General features: G+C 36.9%; 16 protein-coding genes. 11 read left to right on the forward strand and 5 right to left on the reverse strand.

From position 1 onward, the window contains the following. Positions 1–89: 89 nt before the first annotated feature. Together BUA89_RS08315 and BUA89_RS08320 are read left to right on the forward strand one after the other, a co-directional pair. A complete protein-coding gene (locus tag BUA89_RS08315) occupies positions 90–665 on the forward strand; it encodes an isochorismatase family protein (protein WP_072955599.1) in 576 nt (191 codons plus the stop codon). A 79-nt stretch (positions 666–744) separates the two neighbouring features. Next, positions 745–1,470 (forward strand): pirin family protein, encoded by a 726-nt coding sequence (locus tag BUA89_RS08320; protein WP_072955602.1) that lies wholly within the window; start codon positions 745–747, stop codon positions 1,468–1,470. A 35-nt stretch (positions 1,471–1,505) separates the two neighbouring features. Here BUA89_RS08320 and BUA89_RS08325 read toward each other — a convergent pair whose 3' ends face one another. After that, positions 1,506–1,982, reverse strand: a complete 477-nt coding sequence (locus BUA89_RS08325; protein ID WP_072955609.1) for a thermonuclease family protein — start codon at positions 1,980–1,982, stop codon at positions 1,506–1,508. Between the two features lie 327 nt (positions 1,983–2,309). Between BUA89_RS08325 and BUA89_RS08330 the strand changes: the two genes are divergently transcribed. From BUA89_RS08330 to pyk, 5 genes are read left to right on the forward strand one after another with little or no spacing between them, the layout of a single operon-like run. Further along, positions 2,310–2,549 carry an acyl carrier protein gene (locus tag BUA89_RS08330; RefSeq protein WP_002976354.1) on the forward strand — a complete coding sequence of 80 codons (240 nt, stop codon included), beginning with the start codon at positions 2,310–2,312 and terminating at the stop codon, positions 2,547–2,549. 35 nt (positions 2,550–2,584) lie between these two features. Further along, positions 2,585–3,829 (forward strand): beta-ketoacyl-ACP synthase II, encoded by a 1,245-nt coding sequence (fabF, locus tag BUA89_RS08335; RefSeq protein ID WP_072955612.1) that lies wholly within the window; start codon positions 2,585–2,587, stop codon positions 3,827–3,829. A 9-nt stretch (positions 3,830–3,838) separates the two neighbouring features. Beyond that, a complete protein-coding gene (rnc, locus tag BUA89_RS08340; RefSeq protein WP_072955614.1) occupies positions 3,839–4,600 on the forward strand; it encodes a ribonuclease III in 762 nt (253 codons plus the stop codon). Next, positions 4,578–5,051: an IPExxxVDY family protein gene (locus BUA89_RS08345; RefSeq protein WP_072955616.1), complete on the forward strand. Its 474-nt coding sequence runs from the start codon at positions 4,578–4,580 to the stop codon at positions 5,049–5,051. The genes rnc and BUA89_RS08345 overlap by 23 nt, the downstream gene beginning before the upstream one ends. Beyond that, a complete protein-coding gene (gene pyk / locus BUA89_RS08350) occupies positions 5,044–6,489 on the forward strand; it encodes a pyruvate kinase (protein WP_072955619.1) in 1,446 nt (481 codons plus the stop codon). The genes BUA89_RS08345 and pyk overlap by 8 nt, the downstream gene beginning before the upstream one ends. 139 nt (positions 6,490–6,628) lie before the next feature. Here pyk and BUA89_RS08355 read toward each other — a convergent pair whose 3' ends face one another. The 3 genes from BUA89_RS08355 to hutI form a co-directional block, all read right to left on the reverse strand. Then, positions 6,629–7,924, reverse strand: a complete 1,296-nt coding sequence (locus BUA89_RS08355; RefSeq protein WP_072955622.1) for an aldehyde dehydrogenase family protein — start codon at positions 7,922–7,924, stop codon at positions 6,629–6,631. 139 nt (positions 7,925–8,063) lie between these two features. After that, positions 8,064–8,984, reverse strand: a complete 921-nt coding sequence (hutG, locus tag BUA89_RS08360) for a formimidoylglutamase (protein WP_072955624.1) — start codon at positions 8,982–8,984, stop codon at positions 8,064–8,066. Positions 8,985–9,231: 247 nt separating this feature from the next. Next, positions 9,232–10,455 (reverse strand): imidazolonepropionase, encoded by a 1,224-nt coding sequence (hutI, locus tag BUA89_RS08370; RefSeq protein WP_072955628.1) that lies wholly within the window; start codon positions 10,453–10,455, stop codon positions 9,232–9,234. Positions 10,456–10,705: 250 nt separating this feature from the next. Here hutI and ruvB point away from each other — a divergent pair, with 250 nt between their 5' ends. The 4 genes from ruvB to coaE all read left to right on the forward strand — a co-directional run bounded on the left by ruvB (position 10,706) and on the right by coaE (position 14,364). Next, entirely contained in the window at positions 10,706–11,728 is a 1,023-nt protein-coding gene (ruvB, locus tag BUA89_RS08375; protein ID WP_072955631.1) for a Holliday junction branch migration DNA helicase RuvB, read from the forward strand. A gap of 215 nt (positions 11,729–11,943) precedes the next feature. Beyond that, the gene (locus BUA89_RS08380) at positions 11,944–12,555 is read left to right on the forward strand and encodes an FMN-binding negative transcriptional regulator (RefSeq protein ID WP_072955633.1); all 612 of its coding nucleotides are present in this window, start codon (positions 11,944–11,946) and stop codon (positions 12,553–12,555) included. A 297-nt stretch (positions 12,556–12,852) separates the two neighbouring features. Next, entirely contained in the window at positions 12,853–13,719 is an 867-nt protein-coding gene (locus tag BUA89_RS08385; protein WP_072955635.1) for an MBL fold metallo-hydrolase, read from the forward strand. Positions 13,720–13,728: 9 nt separating this feature from the next. Further along, complete coding sequence (coaE, locus tag BUA89_RS08390; RefSeq protein ID WP_072955637.1) at positions 13,729–14,364, forward strand: dephospho-CoA kinase; 636 nt, start codon at positions 13,729–13,731, stop codon at positions 14,362–14,364. Between the two features lie 183 nt (positions 14,365–14,547). Here coaE and BUA89_RS08395 read toward each other — a convergent pair whose 3' ends face one another. Then, on the reverse strand, positions 14,548–21,003 hold the full coding sequence (locus BUA89_RS08395; protein ID WP_072955641.1) for a GEVED domain-containing protein: 6,456 nt from the start codon (positions 21,001–21,003) through the stop codon (positions 14,548–14,550). Between the last annotated feature and the right edge of the window lie 214 nt (positions 21,004–21,217).

Genomic DNA, 21,217 nt, shown 5'->3' on the forward strand with positions numbered 1-21,217 from the left:
GATGCGTATCAGCATAATTTTGTCATGACAATAAGCAGTCATACTGCTAAAATCAGAATACAATAATATTAACTCAAAAACATTTTATTATGCACACAAAAGCATTCAACCCAGAAAACGCAGCGATGCTGCTTATCGATCACCAAGTAGGAACTATGGCATGGACTCATTCTCATGACATCAATCTGGTAAAACAAAACGCCATTAAACTGGCAAAAATTGCAAAGGCACTTAACCTGCCTGTTATTTTAACATCAAGTATGGAAGATCATGTTCAAGGTCCACTCATCCCAGAATTACAGGAAATATTACCGGAAGCGTATGAAGCCAGAATCAAACGTCCGGGAATCGTTAATGCAATGCACCACGAAGGCTTTAATGAGGCAGTAAAAGCTTTAGGCAGAAAAAAACTTTTCGTAGCGGGCGTGACAACGGAAATTTGTGTAACCTTCCCTGTATTACAAATGCTGGATGAAGGATATGAAGTACAGGTTTCTGCCGATGCATCCGCTTCTTACACTCAATATGGTGACAATTTGGCTTTGGAAAGAATGAGACAGGCAGGAGCCATCATTACAACAGTTGACCAGATTATTTCTGAGCTGGCCATTGACTGGACAAGTCCGAACGGGCAAAAATTGGTCGGAATTTTAAATTACCATTAAAAAGTTTATTTACAAAAAAGAGATATTGTTATTTTTATATATGATGTCTCTTTTGTTTTTACCCTAAAAAAAATACAGTATGAAAGTTATAAGAGCTTCTGAAAAACATACCCACGGCAATCAGACATTTCGGGTAAATATATTATATCCGGGGGCCAATCTCGGAAAAACAGATACCGGATTTTTTACGATCGGAAGAATAGATCATGCCTTATTCAAACCTCCGGGAATCGTTCCCATGCATCCACATCGCGACGACGAGATCCTTTCATATATCCGCTCAGGGAAAATGATCCATAAAGACAGTACCGGGCATCAGGAACACCTTAACAATTCCTATATGATGCTGATGAATGCAGGAAGCGGAATTTCGCATGAAGAAAGCGCAGAAGAAAATATGGAAATGCTTCAGATCTTCATGCGTCCGTCCGAAAATGAGCTGCCACCAAAGGTGCAATTCTATCAGTTCGAAAATATTTACAGTGAAAATGAGTGGCGTTTAGTTGCTGGGTATCAGGAAAAAGCACCGTTAAAATTGAGAGTTGAAACGAATATTTTTGATATTAAGTTACTTCAAGACAAATCCATTAAGCTTCCGAATACGGCTGAAAACCTTGTTAATTTTCTTTATTGCTTTAACGGAGATTGTAGACTCGGTAAAGAGGTCATTACAAAAGGAGATAGTGTAATTTTAGAAGAAAATGTATCTCTTGAAGCCATTACAGACGTCGATTTGGTTTTATTTCAGATAAAAAAAGACGCACAATATACCGACACAGGAATGTTCAGCGGAAATAAATTTTAGTAAAAAAGAGAATCTGATAACGATTCTCTTTCTTATTACGATATCTTTTTCTTCTTATTAGCTCTGAAATCCCATGGAGAAACGGCATTTTTGTCCGACCATAAACCAAGTTTTTTTTCTTTTGCTTTATCTTGGACATTCTGCAGTTCTTTATTTTTAGAAGCTTTAAAATACCACCATCCCAAGCCGGCTTTTATAATTTCTTCAGACAAATATTTTTGTTTCCCGTAGAAGATCTTCGCAATTGTTCTTCTGTACCGGTCTTTTCCCGTTCTGTAAAATGTTACCTTTTTACCAAATACCGCCGAACTTGTAAACTGTTTTGCATTTTTACCGAAAGCCTGGCCGTTTTCCGGACAGTCAACTTCCGCCAGCCTTAAGGTTTCATGCGTTTTGTCTGATAACAATACAACCACTGTGTCGCCATCTTTCACTTTAATAACCTTTCCTCTTGTTTGTGAAAAAGCTACTATTGAAAATAAAAGAAGCTGAATATAAATAATTTTTTTCATTAAAGTTAATGAGAATATTTAGAAGTTTACGATGTTTTAAAAAATAGTTTGCAAAGCTAATGATAATGCCGTTTGAATTAAGAACACTATTGAAAAATATGCCATCAGAATGATAAGATTTACCTTATGACAATGCAGTAAAATTTTGTTTTAACCTAAACTTAAACAAGACTGTAAAATGTTAAAATCTAAACACCTGAAAACTAAAACACTAAACAGCCGTATAACAAAATACGTACCTACAGGCCACAAAAAAGACTAAAAAAATGTTTTATCGTAAAGAATTTTATATATTTGCACCATCTAACAATTAAAAAAAAATTTACTATGTCAGACATTGCATCAAGAGTAAAAGCTATCATCGCTGATAAGCTTGACGTTGAAGAAACAGAAGTAACTCCAGAGGCTAGCTTCACTAACGATTTAGGAGCAGATTCATTGGATACAGTTGAACTTATCATGGAATTTGAAAAAGAATTCAATATTCAGATCCCTGATGATCAAGCTGAAAAAATTACTACTGTAGGACACGCTATCGCTTACATCGAAGAAGTAGTAAATAAATAATATTCTTCAACAAAAAAAGAAATTAAACAAAGTTTATGGAATTAAAAAGAGTAGTTGTAACCGGTTTTGGAGCAATAACACCGATTGGAAATAATGCAAAAGAATACTGGGAAAATCTTGTGAAAGGTGAGAGCGGTGCCGCTCCTATTACTCTTTTTGATGCCACAAACTTCAAGACTAAGTTCGCTTGCGAAGTTAAAAATTTCAATCCTTTAGACCATTTCGACAAGAAAGAGGCTAAAAAAATGGATAGAAATACCCAGCTTGGGTTGGTTGCTGCCAGAGAAGCAGTAGCACACTCAAGAATTATGGAAGACAATGTAGACAAAAACAGAGTCGGCGTAATTTGGGGTTCGGGAATCGGAGGTTTAGAGACCTTCGAAACTGAAGTTTTAGGATGGGCAAATACGGATATTCCGAGATTTAACCCTTTCTTTATTCCTAAAATGATTGCGGACATTACTCCTGGGCACATCTCTATCGAGTACGGCTTCCACGGACCAAATTATACGACAGTTTCTGCATGTGCGTCTTCTGCAAATGCTATAATTGATTCCAAAATGCTGATCCAGCTAGGAAAAGCAGACGTCATTGTGTGCGGTGGCTCTGAAGCAGCCGTTACAGCAAGTGGTGTCGGTGGATTCAATGCAATGATGGCACTTTCTACAAGAAACGATGATCCGAAAACAGCTTCAAGACCTTTCGACAAAGACAGAGATGGTTTTGTATTAGGTGAAGGCGCAGGATGTATCATTCTTGAAGAATATGAGCATGCGGTAAAACGTGGTGCAACAATTTACGCAGAATTAAAAGGCGGAGGTCTTAGTGCAGATGCACATCATATGACTGCCCCTCATCCTGAAGGTTTAGGAGCTTATCTGGTAATGAAAAGCTGTCTGGAAGATGCAGGCTTAACTACTGATGAAGTAGATCACATCAATATGCATGGTACGTCTACTCCATTAGGAGATATTGCAGAATCCAACGCAATTTCAAAATTATTGGGAGAGCACGCTTTCGACATTCAGATTAATTCTACAAAATCAATGACAGGTCACCTTTTAGGTGCTGCCGGAGTTATTGAGGCTATTGCTGCGTTGGGAACTATTATTCATGGTATCGTTCCCCCTACCATCAACCATTTTACTGATGATGAAAATATCGACAGCAGACTGAACTTCACGTTCAACGAAGCTGCGAAGAAAGATGTAAAAGTAGCCATGAGTAATACTTTTGGATTTGGTGGGCATAACGCTTGCGTTCTATTTAAGAAAATCTAAATTTACTGAATGGAGTTAAAGAAATACTTTTCTAAATTCCTTCTCAAAAAAAGAAAAAGACAATTAACGGAGAGAGATTATTTTCTCAGTACCGAACTCAACAAAATGCTTGGTGCTGAGGTACAAAATGTTGCCCTTTACCGTGAAGCTTTCTCTTTAAAAAATTCTTCTAAAAATAAAGACAGCAATTACGAAAGGCTGGAGTTTTTAGGAGATTCTGTTTTGGGTACAATTATTTCTTGTCATTTGTTCCAGACCTATCCTCAGGCTAATGAAGGATATCTGACACAAATGAAATCTAAGATTGTTAATAGGAAGAATCTTAATAAATTAGGAGAAGACTTAAAACTTACTGATCTTTTGCAAAAGCAGAGTTCTGTGGCTTTAGGTGAAAATATCTCCGGAAATTTATTTGAAGCTTTAATCGGTGCCGTTTACTTAGACTTCCAATATGATACCTGCAAAAGGATCATTCTGGAAAGATTGCTGACGCCAACCGAGATCAATAAGCTTGAAAATAAAATTGTAAGCTACAAAGGTCTTCTGCTGGAATGGAGCCAGAAGAAAAAACTGAATATAAAGTACGAAACTTGCGAAGAAATCCAGGTGAATAAGTCGATTGTTTTCCGCTGTCATGTATGGCTGGGAGAAGAAAAAATTGCGAATGCCACCGAGACGTCCAAGAAAAAAGCAGAAGAAAAGGCTGCACAACGAGCATTTTATATTTTAAACAAAAAAGAAAATATACTTGGAAATCCAAAAACTTTATGACCTTGATGATATAGAATTTGAAGATATTGCCATAGGATTGGTAAGATTAGCAAAGAATATACCCGATCATGAGTTTTTCTACCACACAAATCGAATCAATGACCTGAAGTTTAAAAGAATCGACGATGTCGTTATTCACGGGTCTTATTATGATTATTTTTTTCCAAGATTTGAAGCGTACCACAAGTTTACCAAAACTTGTTTTACTTTCATTTCAAACAGATCTTCTGAAAGTAAACAAAAAAAATTGCAGACTGAACTCTTCTCAGAAGAAGAAAACATTAAATTTTTATTAAATAATCAGGTAGATGTGCAATATATTTTGCATAGTTCGGAACAGTTTCCTGATTTTTCCGTAATTTTGCTCCCTGAAAATCTTGTTTTTCCAATTCAAGATTATACATTAGGTTCTGAAGAAGAACTTTATCAAATTATCCAGTATTATGAATAAGTATTTAAAGAAGACAAAAATTATCGCAACACTTGGGCCTGCTTCATCTTCGAAGGAGGTAATGTTGGGACTTATGAGAGCGGGTGTTGACGTTTTTAGAATCAATTTTTCACACGCTGATTACGATTTAGTTCGTTCAAATATCGAAATCATCAGAGAGCTCAATAAAGAATATGGTTTCTCTGTAGGAATTTTAGGAGATTTACAAGGCCCCAAGCTAAGAGTTGGGGTTGTAAAAGAAGGTTCTTACCTTAATCCTGGAGACATTCTTACCTTTACTAACGAAAAAATAGAGGGAGATTCTACAAAAGTTTATATGACTTACCAACAGTTTCCACAAGACGTAAAAGTTGGGGAAAGAATCCTTATTGACGACGGTAAACTGGTTTTAGAAGTAACTGAAACCAACCTTACAGATACAGTGAAAGCAAAAACAATTCAGGGGGGACCTTTAAGCTCTAAAAAAGGGGTAAATCTTCCCAATACGAATGTTTCTCTTCCAGCTTTAACTGAAAAAGATATTCAGGACGCTAACTTCATGTTAGACCAAGAGGTTGACTGGATCGCACTTTCTTTTGTTCGTCACGCTCAGGATATTATTGATCTGAAAGAATTAATTGCAAAGCACCCGAACGGAAAATTCAAAACGCCGATTATCGCAAAAATCGAAAAGCCTGAAGGGGTAAAAAATATCGACGAAATTTTATTAGAATGCGACGGATTGATGGTTGCCCGTGGAGATTTAGGGGTTGAAGTTCCGATGGAAGAAGTTCCTGCCATCCAGAAAACTTTGGTTGAAAAAGCAAGATTCTACTCCAAGCCTGTAATTATCGCTACTCAGATGATGGAAACGATGATCAACAGTTTAACACCGACAAGAGCGGAAGTAAACGACGTTGCCAACTCTGTATTGGACGGAGCTGATGCGGTAATGCTTTCAGGAGAAACTTCTGTAGGTAGATATCCGGTACAGGTAGTTGAAAATATGGCCAAAATTGTGAAAAACATTGAAATGACACATTTTTACCAGCACAAAAATGAACCTATTGAAAAAGATTTCAACTGTATCGACGAAAGATTCATCACAAACAGAGTTTGTCTTGCAGCGGTAAGAATTGCAAAAACAACTAACGTTTCTGCTATTGTTACATTAACGAGTTCAGGATATACAGCATTCCAGCTTTCTGCTCACAGACCGAATTCCCATATTATTGTTTACAGTGGAAACAAGAGAGTAATCACCATGTTGAACCTACTTTGGGGAGTCCACGCGTATTATTACGATATGAAGAAATCTACTGATGAAACGATTATCCAGGTGAATATGCTGACTCACAACTACGGTTACATTGAGGCTGGTGATTTCGTGATCAACATCAATGCGACTCCATCTTACGAAGGCGGTAAAACAAATACATTAAGATTAACGACGGTTTAATTTAAAGTTAAACGTTATGATAAAGCAAAACTCCCGAAAATTTCGGGAGTTTTATGTTTAGAATTTACTTACTTTAATTAATCTATGAAAAGGAGTAAAATATAAACACTTCCATCCCCTTCTCCAGCATCATTTTCTATTAAAAATTTCCAACAATTGTCCTTGCCGTCACAAACTCTTTTAAAGCCAATAAAGAAAGCTCTGTTCCGTATCCAGAGGCCTTTGATCCTCCAAATGGAAAACGTGGATCAGAACTCGTCATTCTGTTGATATTTACCGTTCCCGATTCAAGGTTTTCGATAAAGAATAATTGCCGGTCTTTATCCTTAGTCCAAACAGAATTGGATAGCCCGAAAGGAATATTATTCGCCATTTTTAATGCTTCTTCGTCGTTTTTGGCAATCATTACCATTCCAAGAGGCCCGAAAAGTTCTTCCTGCAGAATAGGATTTCCTTCTTTAACACGAATCAACCCCGGATTGAACTCAAGATCAGAAATTCTTTCTAAAGGTATAATGATTTCAGCTCCATTTTCCAGAGCTTTTTTAAACTGATTTTCCAGCTCATCCGCCAAATCAGGTCTTGCCATTCCTGTAATTTTAGTTCCTTTATCCATCGGATCGGCAGGAATATATTTTTTATATTCTTCAATGAATTTCGGAAGAAAAACATCTTCGACCTTCTCATCAATGATAAATCTTTTAGCTGCCGTACAGGTTTGTCCACAGTTTTGCAGTCTGGATTTTGCTCCTGCTTTTGCCGCTTCATCCAAGTCAGCATCATCAAAAATAATAAAGGCATCGCTTCCTCCCAATTCAAGCAAAGACTTCTTGATATTCAGACCGGCTATAGAAGCCACTTCTCCACCTGCTTTTCCGCTACCTGTAAGGCTTACTCCTTTTACAGCATCGTGCTCAAGAATTTCTTTTACGGCTTTATGTCCTACTTCAAGATTTTGAAAAACTCCTTCCGGAAAACCAGCCTCTAAAAGGACTCTCTCAATAGCATTTCCACTTCCGAAACATATAGAAGCATGTTTCAAAACAACTGTATTTCCTGCCAACATTGCAGGAACCGCAAATCTCAAAACCTGCCAGAAAGGAAAATTCCAAGGCATTACCCCTAAAATGACTCCCTTAGGAACATAATGAACTTCAGAATAAGCAAACTCAGATTCTACTTTTTCCGGTTTTAAAATATTTTCAGCATCTGCATAATAATTCATCATTAAAGCGCACTTTTCTACTTCAGCAATTGATTCTGAAATTGGCTTGTTCATTTCTGTGGTAATGATTGTTCCAAACTTTTCAGATTGCGTTTTTAGAATTTCGGCTGCTTTCGCAATGAGTTTTTGCCTGTCTTCGAATGGTACTTTTCTCCATTCTGAAAATGCCTTATCTGCTTTGATAAGTTTATTTTCAATTAATTGTTCCATACTGTAATTTCTGTTTTAAATTCAAAAAAATTGAATTTATGAATGCTTTTGTGTAAAGCATCTTGAGAACTACAAAATTAGTTTCTTTACGTGAAATAAAATAATGATTTTCTCTATTGCAAAGTTACGGCTTTCTTTCTTAAGCCATAAACCATTCATTCATCAATGTTGCGGCTAATCTGGCAGTTCTGTCCTGTAGATCATATGTGGGATTTACCTCAGCAACATCAAGTGCCAATAGTTTTTCACTTTTCAGAATATGTCTGTAAAAATGCATAAATGTGGTATCCGCAAAAATTCCGTTATAAGCCGACGCCGATACTCCCGGAGCTATTGAAGCATTAAAAACATCCATACAGATCGTTAAATAAACATAATCTACATTATTTAATAACTCATTAATTCTTTCATAAATTGACGGAAGGTTTTCAAAGAAGAGTTCGTCCGCCAAAATATATTTCATGCCGTACTGATGAGCCGTATCGAATAGTTTTAGGGTATTGGAGTTTCTCTGGATGCCAATATGCAGTGAGTGAATTTCACCTTCCTGAGCAATCTGCCAGAATCCGGTACCCGAACTTGGCCCTACCCCTTTTTCTGGCTGTCTGTTATCAAAATGAGCATCGATATTAATGATCCCGATTTTTTGCTCAGGAAAAGCCGTTTTTACACCCAAATAATGAGCATAGGTAACTTCATGTCCGCCACCTAACACCATGGACTTACCTCCTTTCAATAAAACCTTGGAAACATTTTTGGCAAGATGATTCTGAGTATTTTCTAAATTTTTGTCTTCGCAGGTAATATTCCCAAAATCAAGCAAAGAAAAATCAGGAAGAATAACAGGAAAATTGGACATGTTTTTCCTGATGATATCCGGAGCATCTTTTGCACCCTGCCTTCCTTTATTCCGCCTAACTCCCTCATCTACTGAAAATCCATGCAAAACGAAATCTTTAGGTGAAATCGAATCATAATTATTTTCTTCACGAACTCTCTGAAATATTCTATGAAAAAGGAGCTCTTCTCCATCTAACCTTCCCTGCCAAATTTTGTTCATACTAAATTTATGTTTTTATGATTTTGTTATTCTTTATATTTATAAATACTTACAAGAAACTTAATGATAAAATAAATTATTAGAATAAATATAACTAACCAGATTATTAAAATTATTATGGTTAAAATGTCATTGGGTTTATCTTCTCCTTTCTCTGTCATAATTACAAAAAAAACAACGAATGACAGAAAAAAAATTAATATTACTGATATTACAACAGAAAGAAAATAGATGACTATTTTTTTCATTACATCTTAAAACCGTCAATATAAATATTCTCCGCTTTCAAGCTTCCCTGGTTATAAAGAACATTCTGGAAATTATTCGTTTTAAAGGTAATAAAATCTGCTTTTAATCCTTCAGCTAATCTTCCTCTATCTTCCAAACCAAGTGCAAAGGCTGAACGGAAAGTCATTCCCGCTAAAACTTCTGCTGTTGTCAGTTTTTCAAATGTTGCTAAAATTGAAGCTTGTGTGATTAAATTTCCCATCGGTGCAGATCCCGGATTCCAATCGCTTGCAATGGCTACAATAGCTCCTGCGTCTAATAATTTTCTTGCCGGAGTAAATTTTTCACCCAATCCTAAGCTTGCGCCTGGCAAAGCTGTTGCCACAGTATCCGATTTTGCTAGAAACTCAATATCTTCATCAATCGTAGCTTCTAAATGGTCAGCAGATTTTGCGCCAACCTCAACGGCAATTCTTGAACTTCCCGGTGTAAATTGATCTGCATGAACCGTAATTTCAAAACCTAAATCTTTAGTTTTAAGTAAGAATTCTTTACTTTCTACCGGTTGAAAAGCTGATTTTTCAATAAAAACATCAACACGTTTTGCCAGATTTTCTTCTTTTACTTTTGGCAAAATCTCATTTAAAATATATTGTAAATACTCCTCATTGTTTCCATCAAAATCTCTTGGTTTCAGGTGTGCAGAAAGACAGGTCGGAACTAAAGTTGCCTTGGTTTGTTTCTGAGCTTTTTTGATGATTCGAAGCATTTTCAATTCATTTTCCACATCTAATCCGTAGCCGCTTTTTACTTCAATTGTAGTAATTCCTAAAGAAATTAAAAAATCAATTCTTTCTAATAAAGTTTTCAACAATTCATTTTCCGAAGCATTTCTTGTATGCTGAACCGAACTCCAAATCCCTCCTCCACTTTCTGCAATTTCAAGATAAGTTTTTCCTGCATTACGCATCGCAAAATCATTCGCACGGTTTCCACCAAAACAAATATGCGTGTGAGAATCCACGAAAGCCGGAAGAACGATTTGTTCTCCTTCAATTGTTTCAATTTCTATATTTTGATTTTCAGATTTTAATGTTTCAAAATTTCCGACTTGCTGGATCTTATCATTTTCGATTAAAATTCCACCATCAATAATAATTTCAAGTTGTTCGTCGGAAAGTTTTCCTCTTAACGGAAGATTAGCAAGTGTTACGACTTGTTTAAAAGGTCCAATTAATTTCATTTATTCAGTTTAAAGCTAAAATTTAGATAAATTTACTTCATCCAGATTCCTTCAGAATGATAAAATGTATATTCTTTTTATCGTTCATAGGAATTTCAGCGTGGTTCTAAGCTAAGTAACTTTTATCTTTAAAATTTCTTCTCTCAAAAATACTTAAAATATCCGTTGTTCTCAAATCTTAATTTTTCATCAAATCAACCTTACTCTTAACCTCAATTTTCCTATCTTTACCGTAAATGAAATTGAATTAATGCCCGATTTTTTACATCCAGACAAAGACAATTATTCCCGCGAAGAGCTTGCGCAGGAAGAACAGATTCGTCCCCAGAGTTTTAAAGATTTTGCGGGACAAAGAAAAACGCTGGAAAATCTTGAGGTTTTCGTAACGGCTGCCAAAAGACGTGGCGGCGCACTCGATCATGTTCTTTTGCACGGTCCTCCAGGTCTTGGAAAAACCACATTAGCTAATATCATTGCCAATGAATTGGGTGTAAATTGTAAAATTACATCCGGTCCCGTTTTGGATAAGCCCGGAAGTTTAGCCGGTTTATTGACCAACCTTGAGGAAAACGATGTGCTTTTCATTGATGAAATTCACCGACTTTCTCCCGTTGTGGAAGAATATCTTTATTCGGCTATGGAAGATTATAAAATCGATATTATGCTGGAAACAGGTCCGAATGCGAGAAGTGTTCAGATTGGTCTGAATCCTTTTACTTTGGTGGGAGCTACAACACGAAGCGGAATGCTAACAAAACCAATGTTGGCAAGGTTCGGAATTCAAAGCAGACTGGAATATTATACGATTGAATTACTATCGATGATCATCATCCGAAGTGCAAGAGTTTTAGGTGTGAAAATCTATGAAGACGCAGCGATTGAAATTGCGAGAAGAAGCCGTGGAACGCCAAGAATTGCGAATGCGCTTTTGAGAAGAGTTCGTGATTTTGCTGAGATCAAAGGAAATGGAGAAATTGAAATCAACATTACAAAATATGCGCTTGATTCATTAAATGTAGACGAATTTGGTTTGGACGAAATGGACAACAAGATTATGCGAGTAATGATTGAAAACTTTAAAGGAAAACCAGTCGGAATTTCTGCTTTGGCAACATCGATTGCAGAAAATCCTGAAACATTGGAAGAAGTTTATGAGCCGTTTCTAATTCAGGAAGGGTTTATCATCAGAACACCAAGAGGTCGTGAGGTGACGGAAAAAGCGTATAAACATTTGAATATTGCAATTCCTAGAAATCCGGGAGAACTATTTTAGTTTAGGGTTTTAAGTTTGATGCTTAAAGTTTTTTTAACCGCAAAAGTCACAAAAGATTTTAACACTTTAGTTCTTTAAGTTTAAATAAAAGTGAATAAAAGAACACACAAGTTTTGAAACTCTTTGATTTTCGTTTTTGTGAACTTTCTGTTTTAAGATTTTAAGCTAAATTGATCTTTTGTGACTTTTGTGGTAAAATAAGACGTAAAAAATTTATGTTTATACCTAAATTATATAAAAGCGAAGATTACAATCTGATGAAAGAAATCATCCGGGAGAATTCTTTTGCTTTATTAATTTCTTCTGTGGATAAAATTCGGGCGACGCATTCTATGATTATGCTGAATGAAGATGATCCGGAAAATGTTTATATTGAAACTCATATTTCAAGAGCCAATCCGCAAGCGAAGACCTTGAAAAATGGGGATGAAGTTCTTTGTGATTTTTTAGGAGCGCACACCTATATTTCCAGCAGTTGGTACGATCACATCAATGTTTCAACATGGAATTATGAAGCTGTTCAGATCTACGGAAAAGTTGAGTTGATGAATGATGATGAATTGTACAATCATTTAGATAAATTAACTTCGAAATACGAAAGCTTTCAACAATGTCCGATGATGATGAAAGATATGGGAAAGGAATTTGTGGAAAAAGAAATGAAAGGTGCTTTTGGACTGAAAATTATTCCGACTGAGATTTTTATTAAACAGAAATTATCTCAAAACAGAAAAGAAAATGATTTTCAAAACATTATTTCAAATCTTGAAAATGGCGATGAAAACGGAAAACGAATTGCTGAAAAAATGAAACTATTGAAAAAATAGTATTATTTTTTACCGCAAAAGTTACAAAAGATGTTAGTTTTGAAAAACCAGTTCTTCAAAAGGTCATAAAAGCAAAATTTTATTTTAAAATTCTCTTGCCTTGTGTCTTTTAACATTAAGAAATTAAGATTTAAAGTTCTATACTTAAAAAAACTTATTAAAATCAATTTATTGATTCTTAAATTCAAACAATAAAAAAATCTTAAATCCTTAATGTTTAAATAAAAAATAAACTTTGTTTATTTAGATTAAGAAAATTAAGAACAAATAAATACATTATAAAAAACTTAATATTATATGAAATTATATCCAATACAATGTGGAAAATTTAAACTGGATGGCGGCGCCATGTTCGGAGTCGTCCCAAAGAGTCTGTGGGAAAAAACCAATCCTGCAGACGAAAAAAATCTAATTGAACTGGGAACACGCTCCCTTCTTGTGGAGGATGGAAAAAAATTAATCCTGATTGATTGCGGTCTTGGAAACAAACAGGATGATAAATTTTTCGGTCACTACTCGCTTTGGGGAGACGATAATTTAGACAAAAACTTAAAAAAATATGGTTTTGTAAGAGAAGATATCACTGATGTTTTCTTAACGCACCTTCACTTCGATCACTGCGGTGGTGCCATTGAATGGAATGATGACAAAACAGGTTACAGACCGGCATTCAAAAATGCACAGTTCTGGACAAATGAAAACCACTGGCAATGGGCAACAGAGCCAAACGCAAGAGAAAAAGCAAGTTTCTTAAAGGAAAATATTCTTCCTATTGAGGAAAGCGGACAATTAAACTTTTTGCCACTCCCGACAACTGGAAATTATGGTTTTGCTCCGGATCTGAAAATGGATGTCATTTTCGTTGACGGGCATACCGAAAAACAGATGCTTCCGGTCATTCAATATCAGGAAAAAACAATTGTTTTTGCAGCCGATTTGATTCCGACAGTCGGACATATTCCTCAGGTTTATGTAATGGGGTATGATACCCGACCGCTTTTAACGCTGGAAGAAAAAGGAAAATTTTTGAAGCAATGTGTGGATAACGAATATTTACTGTTCTTCGAGCATGATGCTCACAACGAACTGGCAAGTCTTAAAATGACCGAAAAAGGAGTGAGACTGGATGAGACGTTTAGCTTTAATGATGTTTTTGGATATTAATTTTTAACTATGGAAGAATTACATTCAGAAACTCAGAAATTAGAACCTGACCCATTATCAGGTCCTAAAATCATTGGTTTAACAGGCGGAATCGGTTCCGGAAAAACTACTGTTGCTAAATTTATCGAAGAATTCGGATTTCCGGTTTATTATTCGGATGACAGAGCAAAGGATATTGTAAATGATAACGATGATTTAAAGCTAAAAATCAAAGAACTTTTAGGCGACGAGGCTTATGATGAAAATGGACTTTACAACAGAAAATTCGTAGCTGAAAAGGTTTTTAACAACAAAGATCTATTGCAAAGCCTAAATGAAATTATTCATCCTGCTGTCCGGATTGATTTTGAAGATTGGGTGAAAAGACAAACAAAGTATCTGGTTTTTAAAGAAACGGCTTTGTTGTTTGAATTAAAACTCAACAGGCAATGTTACAAATCGGTTCTCGTTACTGCCGAAGATAATATCAGAGCGAAAAGAGTGATGGACAGAGACGGGAAAACCTACCGGGAAGTAGAAGCCGTCATGGAGAAGCAGATGCCCGAAAAAGACAAGATAAAACTAGCAGACTGCATCATTTATAACAATACAAATTTAGAAGATTTAAAGGATCAAACCGAAAAGATCGTCTTCGATATTGAATAACAAAATTAAACTCGTTGGATTTGTTCCAGCGAGTTTTTTTGATGTCTTTATCTAATTGTATCGCTCCGATTTTAAATATAAACTGATTCTTTTTTATAATCAACTTTAGCTGAATCTGCTTTTCTAAAATAAAAATAGGCTCCCATTTCTGAGAGCCTATTTAAGTGGATTAATGATTAAATGTTATTCTTTGATAAATTTCTTCTGAACAGATATTGTATCTCCGTCCATAATGTCTATTACATAAACTCCGTTTATTAAGGCGTGTACATCAATTTTATTATTCAGGATAATACCGTTTGAAACCAACTGTCCTGAAGCACTGTATATTTTATAACTCGCTTTTTTGCTGATATTTTTAACATACAATACTGTACTAACCGGGTTAGGATAAATTAAGATATCCGTCTGGTTGATAGGGTTAGGCACAGGAAGTTTAGAAATTCTTACTGTATAATCTTCAACTTCACCATTAGCAAAGTTTGTACAGTTCACAGGGATAGCATCTTTTGACATTGCTACTCTCATTACTACATATTTGTAGTCTGTTAAGCTTACAAAAGCATCTGCAGGTACTGTGAATGTTCCAGTCGCAGTAGCATCTGCACTTGGTGATGCTACAAGAATTCTTTCATCGATATCGAAATATCCGTTTCTGTTGAAGTCGATCCAAACAGCCACTCCAGCCTTGGCGTTACCTGTCAGCTTTTTATCGATTGTGATCTTATTGTTCGCAGAACCCTGGATCAATTCGATAAACTTATTAGTAACACCTGTATAATCCGTATAGTTTGAAGCTAATGAAGGATTTGTCATCTCAGCCTTACCATTTGGCGTTACCGTAACTTTTGAAATATATTCAGAAGTTCCTGTTGTAGAATGCATCTGGCAATATACAATAGTAGGGGTTGTGAAGAAATATGGCAATGTATAATTACCAGGAGTTCCGCTACATACGTTTGCTACCTGCATTTCATACTGAGTCAATTCTATCAAACCTGTTAATGTAATCGTATTCGTATTTGAAGTAACTGTTGTCCAGCTTGGAATACCTACTTTTCTATATCTCAGGATATAAGTTGCACCTGGGAACGGAGTCCATGTCACAACAGCCGTAGTTGGAGTAAGGTTTGTGATCGTTAGTCCCGGAGGAGGTAATTCACACGTTCTTTCCGTTGTAAATACTTTAGGATTAGACCACGGGTTTACCGTAGTTTCACCATTACACTTATTCGCTACCTGAACTTCATACGTTGTATATGGACTTAATCCTGTAATTGTATAAGTATTTAACGGCGGTGTTGTAACATTAATTGTAATCCATCCACCTGCTCCACTTCCTACAATTCTGTATCTGATTACATAAGTAGAACTTGCAGCTACCGGAGCCCAATTGATAACAGCAGAGTTTGTTGTTACCGTACCAATGGTTACATTCGGTGGCGTAGGATCACATCTTGTTGTGAACGTCTGAGTTGCTGTATATGTTCCGGCTGCAGTACCACAACTTGTAGCAATCTGAACTTCGTAGGTAGTTGCAGGAGTTAAACCTGTTAACGCCAACGGAGGATTAGCTGTTAATGTTGAAGCCACTACATCAGTCCAAGCAGTTGTACCTGCCACTCTGTATCTTACGATAAATGTAAGTGCACCTGTAGGCACTGTCCAGGTAACGTTTGCAGAAGTATGAGTAATTGTATTAAACGCTAAGTTTGTTGGTACCGCTGTAGAACAAGGTCTCAATCTTACTGCGTAATCTTCAACCTCACCGTTTACTGCATTCTGACACATTACCGGAGCACTTGAACGTTTCAGAACAACTCTCATTGTAGTTGTCAATGGTCCGTTATAAGCATTGTTCGGTACATTGAATAAGGCAGTCACAGGGCTTGTTGCACTTGCTGCAGAAGCCATAATCTGCTCTGAAGTTTCGAATACACCATTTCTGTTGAAGTCGATCCAAGCAGAAACAGCATCACTTTGAGCCGTTCCGGACCAACCTTTAGCTACAGAAATCTTATTTCCTACAGAACCAATTTCCAAGTTAACTAAAGTAGCCGGTGTAGTATAGCTTATATAATTAGTCTGAACAGAAGTATTACTCATTGGCGGAATTCCTGGGTTCACTGATGTCATTGTAACATTCGAAATGAAATCAGTGGTTCCTGTACCTGTCATTGAACAGTAAGTAATAGGTGTCGTAGTAAATGGCGTAGACGTAGACCAAGGTCCCTGAGTTCCGCCACAGATAGTTGCCACCTGTACTTCATAAGCAGTCTGCTCAGTAAGACCGGTAATATTATACGTATTTCCGTTCACTACCGGTGAAGTTATCCACGTACCCACAGGGTTTGTTGTTCTCCATCTTACCAGATAAGTAGCACCTGTAGAAGAAATCCAAGAAACTGTAGCTGTCGTAGCACCAACGTTTGTTAAGGTAATACCTGAAGGAGCTGCAGTAGTACATGGCTGTATATCTATAAATCTTACCTGATAATCTTCCACCTCTCCATCACTTGTAAGTGGCGAACATGCATCAGTTGGAGTATAATAATATACAATAATTCTCATTTTTACTTTATTTGTTCCAGAGTACGCACTAGCAGGAACTGCAAAAGTAGCCGTAACAGGTGTAGTTGAAGAATAACCTAATGCCATTACTCTTTCTCCTGCTCCTGTACCGATAGGGTTATTATTAAATACGCCATCACCATTTAAATCCAGCCATGCATAAGTAGAATATGTACCCGATGTAATAGTTCTACCCACAGACAATACATTACCTGTAGAGTTACGAGCTAGTGTAATGATTTTCGTATTATCATTTGAATAATCTGTATATGTACTAGGCCCCGAGTTGTTAGTCATCATTGGAGTAGCAGTACCTGTTACAGTAATATTATTGATATATCCATTGGTAACACTTGTCGTCGTAGGAGTACAATATGTACTTGTAGGAGTTGTAAAGTTCACAGAGCTCGACCAAGGTCCTGTAGTTCCTCCACAAATTGTAGCAACCTGTACTTCATACGTTGTAGATGCATTTAAATTAATGATCGTATAAGGGTTAGTAGCATTCGCAATTACTATCCATGCTCCTGTCCCTGTTCTGTATCTTAAAGTATAAGTTGCTCCTGTTGCATTAATCCAAGAAACCGATGCGGTAGATGCCGTAACATTTGAAACAACAATTGGAGATGGTGCAGCTGTTGTACAAGGAGCCAAATCAATAATTCTAACAGCATAATCCTCAATCTCACCATTAGCAACAGTAGCACAAGGGTCTGTAATTGTACTTGTAGAAACAATCACTCTCATTCTAAGAGTTAACGGACCGTTGTAAGAAGTTGCAGGAACAGTAAACGTTGCTGTAATTGGCGTCGTAGTACTTGCTGTAGTACTTACCACTCTTTCACCTGTTTCGAAAATACCGTTTCGGTTAAAATCAATCCAAGCACCCACTGCCAATGAAGACTGAGTAGTTGTTAACCATGACTTCGCAATTGAAATACTGTTGTTTGTAGAATTACGAACCAACGTAACCAGCTTAGCCGGATCCGGAGAGTAATTTGTATAAGAGTTTGCCAATGAATTATTACTCATTATGTAAGAATTCGTAGGGGCAATCGTCACATTAGAAATATAGCCGTTGTTATTAGTCGTTGCTGTGATATTACAATACGTAACAGCAGGCGTTGTAAACGGATAAGGTGCAGTGAATGTACCTGTAGTTCCTGAGCAAACATACGCTACCTGAACCTCATACTGAGTAGATTCTGTTAATCCATTAATAGTATAAGCACTGGTAGTTAATGGGACTGTAGTCCAAGTAGTAGAACCAAGTGGTCTATACTGTAAAATATAAGTTGCTCCAATTGCAGGATCCCACATCACGTAAGCAGAAGTTGCGGTGATATTAGAAACTGAAAGGTTTAAAGGAGCATTACTTGTACAAGGAATAGGCTGAATTAATTTAACAGCGTAGTCCTCAACTTCCCCGTCACTGAAGCTTGTACATATTACCGGAGTTGCATTGTACTGCATCACCACTCTCATTCTTGTAGTGGCAGGTCCGTTGTATGCCGTTGCCGGAACATCAAAAGTAGCAGATACAGGAGTTGTAGTACTAGATGGTGAGTTCATCACACGCTCAGAAGCCTCAAATACTCCGTTTCTGTTAAAGTCAATCCAAACACTTACTGCTTCACTCCATATAGAGAATGGGAAAAACTTAGTTACAGAAACAGTATTACCTGTAGATCCGATCACTAAATTTACCAAAGCACTTGGTGTATTGGTGTAATCTGTATACGTAGAACCTGCAGAGTTATTACTCATTACCGGAGCCCCAACTGGAGTTACTGTAACGTTAGAAATATACTCTGAAGAGAAGTTACTGGATGTCTGCGTACAGTAAGTTAAGCCTAATGTCGTAAAGTTCGTAGAAGCAGAGAAAGGTCCCTGAACTCCTGAACATACGGTAGACACCTGCACTTCATACTGAATACCGTCTGATAAACCGGTAAGATTTACAGAGTTTCCTGTAGAGTTAACCGTAATCCAAGTTGCACTTCCTACCGGACGATAACGGATTACATAAGTAGAGTTTGCAGTTGCTGTCCAGGTTACAGTAGCTGTAGTTTGCGTAATAGCAGACACCACAATACCTGTTGGTGCAACGCCTGTACAGTTTAAAAGAGAAGCAACCGTGGCAGTACCAATCGCATAAAATACGTTCCCGATAGCACTTACTCTAATTTTAATAGTAGCACCTACTGTAAGACCTGTAATATTTATAGACTCATTCCCATCGTTTGGTGTAGAAGCAGAAAGTACTGTCCATGTTACCCCATTATCTGCAGTGTAGTCTATTTTAACATTGGCAACATTATAAGGTGCAGCAGTTGTATTCACTACATCCCACGTAATATTGGTTGGCCCGTTATTATATGCTGCCGTTGTAGTTACCTTAAATGGTCCGTCGTTTCCGACAACAATCTGCTGATTTGCAAACTGAGTTTGCTGTTGGTCTGCTGCAGGGTTATTGTCTCTTACCGTAACTCTGAAGTTTGTATTTCTGGCTACCGTAGAAACAGCTTCCCATCCGTTATTGGAGTTATTTAGAACCCCTGCCAATACAGATGACAATTTAGGAAAGTATCTGGTAGGGCTTGTGGTAGGGCTGAAGGATCTAAATGTTGCCCCACTGGCTGTAGATCCTAAATTATTTTTATTAATTGTGACCGTAGCGTTATCTACCTGTTCCCAACAGTATGTTAAAGGATCATTTTCAGGATCTGTTGCCGAAGCTGTCAGCACAAATGCCGTTCCCTTAGGTATATTATAAGTAGACAGTGCCGCAATTACAGGTGGATTATTGTTAATCGTTGTTTCGATGTCACAAGTTTTACTCACCAAATTATTCTGAACCTGATTAATGCTTACTGCATGGAAATAAGCATCAGAATGAGGCTGAACATCAGTATTCGCCCCAGTAATTCCAGCATATCCCATAATAGTAGATCCGGATCCCGGCTCTACGTTTACTCCCGCCGATTCCAGACCGTGAGAGAATGTGTGGTTAGCTCCTAATTGGTGACCTATTTCATGAGCTACATAATCGATATCAAAATTATCTCCCTGAGGAATCCCATCCGCAGGAGAAGTGTATCCTGACCCTTTTTGAGTCGCTGTGGAGTTTGCAGGATTTACACAAACGCAACCAATACAGCCTGCATTTCCGCCTCCGCCGGACGCTCCGAATAGATGTCCGATATCATAGTTCGCATTTCCAACATTGGTCGTAAGAGTCTGCTGAAGCTGAAGATTCCAGTTGTTCATCTGGGCAGCAGGAGAATAAGGATCCGTAGCAGGATCTGAATAGATTACTCCCGGATAGTTCTGCAAAAGAAGTCGCAGAGCGAAATCTTTCTCAAATACTCCATTTACTCTTGTCAACGTAGCATTGATAGCAGTTAACGCACCGGCAACAGTTCCCCCGAAGTATTGTGTATACTCCCCGGTAACTGACATTGCCAGTCTCATCGTTCTGAACTTTTTGTCTGAAGACTTTGCAAAATCCGTTGTTTGATTCGCAAAATTCTTACCTGCTTTGTAAAGTTCAGCAATTTCCTGCTTAGACAGCCTGTCTTCATTCATAGAGCAAAGAAATCCTTCATTGCTCTTATCAGTTTTAGGGTGCACACCATAAACCGTTTTGTCTTTGTCAGCCGGCTCAACAAATTCATATTTCCCGTCTTTGATAATCATCGACTGGAAATCACCCGGAGCCAAACTGAATCTCAGGTATTTCCCAGGATCATCAATCCCGCGACCTACATAAGATCCTAACTGATATTGATTTGCCAGTTCTTTAACCACCACAGGGAGGCTATAGACTGCAAATTTTTCAATTTTCCCATCTAAAGTTGGCAAAGCTATCGTTACGGGTTTTGCGTTTTTTCCCGTTTCCTGAGCATTAGCCAATTGAGACTTTAGTAAAGAAATGTCCAAAGAGTAATAGTTCTTAATGTCAGAACTTACTCTGGTTTTTTCTCCCCTGAATGTTGTCGGACTCCATTGTGCACTGGTTATCGCAAACAGAAAGAGGAAAAAGAAAGAAGTAAAATTTTTCTTCATAACTTTCTCAATATATTATATTAATTATACAAATCTAATCATTTTTTATTATTAAATTATAAATATAAATATTTTTTTCATACCAATTTCATAACAAAATCAATCAAGTGTTTAAAATAAGTAAATAAAAGATAAAATATCAGTTTTTATAAATCTTAACAGTATTTTTTGTTTTATAAAGCCTGCTAAAAAGTGAAATTATCTTTTAAGAAAG

This window comes from Chryseobacterium arachidis (assembly GCF_900129245.1).
Taxonomy (GTDB): Bacteria; Bacteroidota; Bacteroidia; order Flavobacteriales; family Weeksellaceae; genus Chryseobacterium; species Chryseobacterium arachidis.

Bases quoted from the DNA above. Each gene is read 5' to 3' on its own strand.
- BUA89_RS08315 (WP_072955599.1), top strand. From the start codon at position 90: ATGCACACAAAAGCATTCAACCCAGAAAACGCAGCGATGCTGCTTATC.
- BUA89_RS08320 (WP_072955602.1), top strand. From the start codon at position 745: ATGAAAGTTATAAGAGCTTCTGAAAAACATACCCACGGCAATCAGACA.
- BUA89_RS08325 (WP_072955609.1), bottom strand. From the start codon at position 1,982: ATGAAAAAAATTATTTATATTCAGCTTCTTTTATTTTCAATAGTAGCT.
- BUA89_RS08330 (WP_002976354.1), top strand. From the start codon at position 2,310: ATGTCAGACATTGCATCAAGAGTAAAAGCTATCATCGCTGATAAGCTT.
- fabF (WP_072955612.1), top strand. From the start codon at position 2,585: ATGGAATTAAAAAGAGTAGTTGTAACCGGTTTTGGAGCAATAACACCG.
- rnc (WP_072955614.1), top strand. From the start codon at position 3,839: ATGGAGTTAAAGAAATACTTTTCTAAATTCCTTCTCAAAAAAAGAAAA.
- pyk (WP_072955619.1), top strand. From the start codon at position 5,044: ATGAATAAGTATTTAAAGAAGACAAAAATTATCGCAACACTTGGGCCT.
- BUA89_RS08355 (WP_072955622.1), bottom strand. From the start codon at position 7,924: ATGGAACAATTAATTGAAAATAAACTTATCAAAGCAGATAAGGCATTT.
- hutG (WP_072955624.1), bottom strand. From the start codon at position 8,984: ATGAACAAAATTTGGCAGGGAAGGTTAGATGGAGAAGAGCTCCTTTTT.
- hutI (WP_072955628.1), bottom strand. From the start codon at position 10,455: ATGAAATTAATTGGACCTTTTAAACAAGTCGTAACACTTGCTAATCTT.
- ruvB (WP_072955631.1), top strand. From the start codon at position 10,706: ATGCCCGATTTTTTACATCCAGACAAAGACAATTATTCCCGCGAAGAG.
- BUA89_RS08380 (WP_072955633.1), top strand. From the start codon at position 11,944: ATGTTTATACCTAAATTATATAAAAGCGAAGATTACAATCTGATGAAA.
- BUA89_RS08385 (WP_072955635.1), top strand. From the start codon at position 12,853: ATGAAATTATATCCAATACAATGTGGAAAATTTAAACTGGATGGCGGC.
- coaE (WP_072955637.1), top strand. From the start codon at position 13,729: ATGGAAGAATTACATTCAGAAACTCAGAAATTAGAACCTGACCCATTA.
- BUA89_RS08395 (WP_072955641.1), bottom strand. From the start codon at position 21,003: ATGAAGAAAAATTTTACTTCTTTCTTTTTCCTCTTTCTGTTTGCGATA.